Raw genomic sequence first — 4,336 nt, forward strand, 5'->3', positions numbered from 1 at the left:
AGTTCTCAAACGATATAAAATACTTTCTACTCGATATCGAAATCATTTACAAAAGTTAAATACAAGATTTTTTATATTAGCATCAATATATAATTATCAGTTAAAAAATGACTTTTGAAACAAGTCTATTACATTCTCGCTTCCCTCTTTTATTAGCTCTCTTGCATATTTTATTATCTCTTCTGTTGATTCTATTTTTTTATTAAAATATTCTACTAACTCTTTTTTATTAGGTTTTGTAAGAAATACTTTTTCTTTTAATCCTATTTTAAACGCCTCATCTCTAGCATCTAATATCACTTTTATATTTTTATTTGCATTTGATATTATGTCTTTATATATGCTGCTTTCAATAGAATTAGGAACACTTCCAGATAATACTAAAACATCATTTTCTTTTATATTATCTTTTATATAGTTTAATAGTTCATTAACTTTTTCTTTTGAAATATTAGGAGATTTTCCTGCTATTTCGCTTTCTGTTTTTTTGGTTTTTAATTTTATATTTATTCTTGTATCTTCTTCTAAATAAATAAAACTTTCTTTAATTCCGTATTCTTTAAGATGTTTTTTTATATAATCTCCTGTAAAACCTCCGCAAAAACCTAATGCAGTAGATTCAACATTAAAATTTTTTAAAACCTTAGAAACATTTATTCCCTTTCCGCCTGCTAATGTATAGGCATTATTAACTTTGTTTAAATCCCCCTCTTCAAAGTTTTCCATGTCTATGTAATAGTCAACAGCAGGATTTAATGTTAAAGTATATATCATAGTTAATCCTCCTTGTTTTTATTTTTTCTTTCTTTTATTTATTTTATCAATTAACAATATATAACCCTTTTAATTTGCTTTTTATTTCTTCATTTATTTCTTTAGCATTTGTTATTAAATAGGAATCTTCCAAGTTATAAAAATTAATCAAATTCTTTTTGTTTAGTTTTGATTCATCGCATAAGAAGTAAGTTTTATTTGCTTTTGAAGCAGCTTCATTTTTTATCAATGCCTCTTCACTGTCAGGAGTAGAATATCCGTTAATATCTACTCCATTTGCCCCCATAAATGCCAAATCAAAATTAAAACTTTTTAGAGATAAAACAGCACTAGCCCCCACTAAAGCACCAGTAAGCATTTTCATTTTTCCGCCAATTAAATAAGTTTCTATTTTTTTGTTATAAAGCTCTTCTATATGGCTAAGCCCGTTAGTTACTACTTTTATGTTTTCTATGCCAGCTAAATATTTAATCATAGCAAAAACACTTGTACCAGCATCTAAATATATAGTGCTTCCGCTTTCTACTAATGAAGCAGCAAACTTACCTATATTTTCTTTCTCTTCAGAGTATATTTCTTTTTTGTATAATAAGCTCTCTTCCTGTATATCAACCAATATTGCCCCGCCATGAACTCTTCTTATCTTTCCTGCTTTTTCAAGAAATGTTAAATCACGTCTAATTGTAGCCTCTGATACATTTAGCCTCTCAATTAGTTCTTCTACTTTTATGTTTCTTTTTTCTCTTATAACTTCTAATATTAACTCGTATCTGCTTACTTTTAGCATTATTATTTTTACCTCTTCATAATTATAGTATATAAATATTTCATAAAAAATCAATTAAAAATAGTCAAAATTAATCAAAAACAATCAAAAAATATATGGTTTTTAGTTAAAAATATTGCAAATTAGCTATAAAAATAAAATATTTAAAAATAAAAGAGTCCTGCCAATATGTATTTAGCAGAACTCTTAAAAATGTATAATTATTATTATTAATTAATCTCTATCAATTTTTCAATAGTTTTTTCTAATAGATAAACACCAACACCAGTAGCACCTTTAGTTAAATATTTATTATTAGAATCAGATATAGAAGTACAAGCTATATCCAAGTGTGCCCAATTAGTTCCTTCAGTGAAGTATGAAAGAAATTGTGCTGCTGTGATAGTACCAGCATGTCTTCCGCCAGTGTTTTTAATATCAGCAACATCCGATTTAATTTGCTCTTTATACTCATCAAACATAGGAAGTTCCCACACTCTTTCATAAGTATCGTCACCAGCATCTTTAATAGCTCTAGACAATTTATCATCTGTAGAAAGCAGACCTGTAGCATGTCTTCCCAAAGCTATAGAACAAGCACCTGTTAATGTAGCAATATCTATTATATAATCAGGTTTATATTTATCTATTCCATAAGCAAGAGCATCAGCAAGTATTAATCTTCCTTCAGCATCAGTACTAATAATCTCAACAGTAACACCATTATACATTTTTAATATATCACCTGGATTAATAGCACCACTTCCTGTTTTGTTGTCAGTTAATGGACAAATAGCAGTAACATTAGCATCAAGATTCATATCACAAGCCAAAAATAAAGCTCCGCAAACTGCAGCAGCACCAGCCATATCATCTTTCATTCCAAGCATGCTGTCAGCAGGCTTCAAACTCATTCCGCCAGTATCAAATGTTATACCCTTACCAACCAATACTATATTTTTTTTAGCCTTAGGCTTTTTATATTGCATACAAAGTAATCTCGGAGGATTCTTACTTCCTGCATTAACACCTAATATTCCATTCATCTTTAATGTCTTTAATTGTTTTTCATCTAATACAGTAGCAGTTAATTTTTTCTTTTCAGCAATCTTTTTTGCTCTCTCTATAAATGTTAAAGAATTAATAACGTTGCTAGGTTCATTAACCATATCCCTAGCCCAACAAATATGCTCAGATATATTAGAAGCAATATTAATAGCATTTTCTGTATCTTTTTTATGGTCAGAAACAAGTAAAATATTATTAATATTGTTTTTCTCTTTAAGTCTTTTCTCACCAAAATGATAATTAAAACTATAAGAAGCTAAAAACATTCCTAAACAAAATTGTATATAAGATTCCTGAGAGCCAATTTCAGCAAATAATTCAGCCATATCAACTTCTATATCAGATATATGAAGCTGATTCATTATGCTTATTAAAGAAGCTCCTGCATTTTTCCAAGTTTCATAAATATAATTTTTCACTTCTTTATAAGTAATATAAATTACTCTAGTATTACTAGAAAAAGCAAATGCAAACGGAGTTGATATAGTATAATATTTATCTTTTACTAAACTGTTAAATAATTTTATATACTCATCATTAAATGTACAAACTTTAGGCTTTTCTTTTTCAACCTTAACAAAGATTGCTACTGTATCTTTTTTGATAAAATTGTTTGTATGTTTGAGTTTCATTGATAAGTCCTTTAAAAATTCTATAATTGATATTTTAAATATTATATATAATGTTTGTTTTATGTCAATTAATTAATTTTCAAATTCTGTTTAGGAGTGTGAGATATTGGACATTTTTTAGTATAAAAAAAGCAGTATCCTTGTTATAATATTTTGATATAGAAAATAAATAAAGGATACTACTATGAAAAAAGATTATAGCACAGAATTTAAATTATTTATAGTGGATGAAGCATTAAAAACTAAAAATATTAAAAGATTTTTAAAGAGACAAGAAATACCTAAATCCACTTTTTATACTTGGATTAAGAAATATAAAGACACTGGAACTGTCGCTAATTTTAGCACTAGACCGAAAACTTCTCCAAATATCTTTAATAATCAAGAAGCTATTAATTTAATTATTAAACTCTATACTAAAGAATATCGAGGTAAGCATTATATTAAAGCATATTTAAATCGTAAAGGCATTAAGATAGGTGTTACAGCGATAGAGAATGTACTAAAAAGAAATAATCTTTGGAGATACAAAATAAAAAAGAAAAAGAAGCGATATGATAAACGAAAATTTGTCTCTAAAATACAAAAAGAGGGCAAAATAGTTCAAATAGACACTAAATATATCAAATTAGGCAGAAAAACTGTTTATCAATTCACTGCTGTCGATTTAGCTACTCGTTATAGTTGGAGAGAAATCTATGAAGATAAAACACCTTCCAGTGCTTTATCTTTCTTAAAATATGTCTTAAAAACTTCACCTTTTAAGATACAATCTATACAGACCGATAATGGTATAGAATATACTTATCGCTGTATTAATACTCCTAAAATCAATATTTTTGATGAATACTGCTTGAAAAATAAATTAGAGAGAAGATATATTCCTGTAGCAACACCAAGATACAATGGTGTAGTAGAAAGAGTACACGGTATAGACGAAAGAGAATTTTATTCACGATTAAATAAAAAGGGGCTGTCCTAGATAACTAAAAAAGCTTCTTTTTCGCTAAATTATATATAATTTCTAATTGTTTGTCAACTTTTGGATTATTAAATCGAAACTGACATTCTTTTATGAATAAATAAAAATGTTCTT

At 27.2% G+C, this 4,336-nt stretch carries 3 protein-coding genes and 1 pseudogene; 1 reads left to right on the top strand and 3 read right to left on the bottom strand.

Annotated features, from left to right (window positions below; genetic code table 11):
- Window positions 1-126: 126 nt before the first annotated feature.
- The 3 genes and pseudogenes from EPJ72_RS09800 to EPJ72_RS09810 form a co-directional block, all read right to left on the bottom strand.
- Window positions 127-774, bottom strand: a pseudogene (locus EPJ72_RS09800) (1-phosphofructokinase family hexose kinase); the annotation flags it as partial.
- A 46-nt stretch (window positions 775-820) separates the two neighbouring features.
- Entirely contained in the window at window positions 821-1,561 is a 741-nt protein-coding gene (locus tag EPJ72_RS09805; RefSeq protein ID WP_147731982.1) for a DeoR/GlpR family DNA-binding transcription regulator, read from the bottom strand.
- Window positions 1,562-1,770: 209 nt separating this feature from the next.
- Window positions 1,771-3,240 (bottom strand): leucyl aminopeptidase family protein, encoded by a 1,470-nt coding sequence (locus EPJ72_RS09810; protein ID WP_147731983.1) that lies wholly within the window; start codon window positions 3,238-3,240, stop codon window positions 1,771-1,773.
- Window positions 3,241-3,424: 184 nt separating this feature from the next.
- Between EPJ72_RS09810 and EPJ72_RS09815 the strand changes: the two genes are divergently transcribed.
- Window positions 3,425-4,222 (top strand): DDE-type integrase/transposase/recombinase, encoded by a 798-nt coding sequence (locus EPJ72_RS09815; protein WP_147731984.1) that lies wholly within the window; start codon window positions 3,425-3,427, stop codon window positions 4,220-4,222.
- Window positions 4,223-4,336: the final 114 nt, after the last annotated feature.

The sequence above is a fragment of the Brachyspira pilosicoli genome (assembly GCF_008016535.1).
GTDB classification, from domain to species: Bacteria; Spirochaetota; Brachyspiria; order Brachyspirales; family Brachyspiraceae; genus Brachyspira; species Brachyspira pilosicoli_A.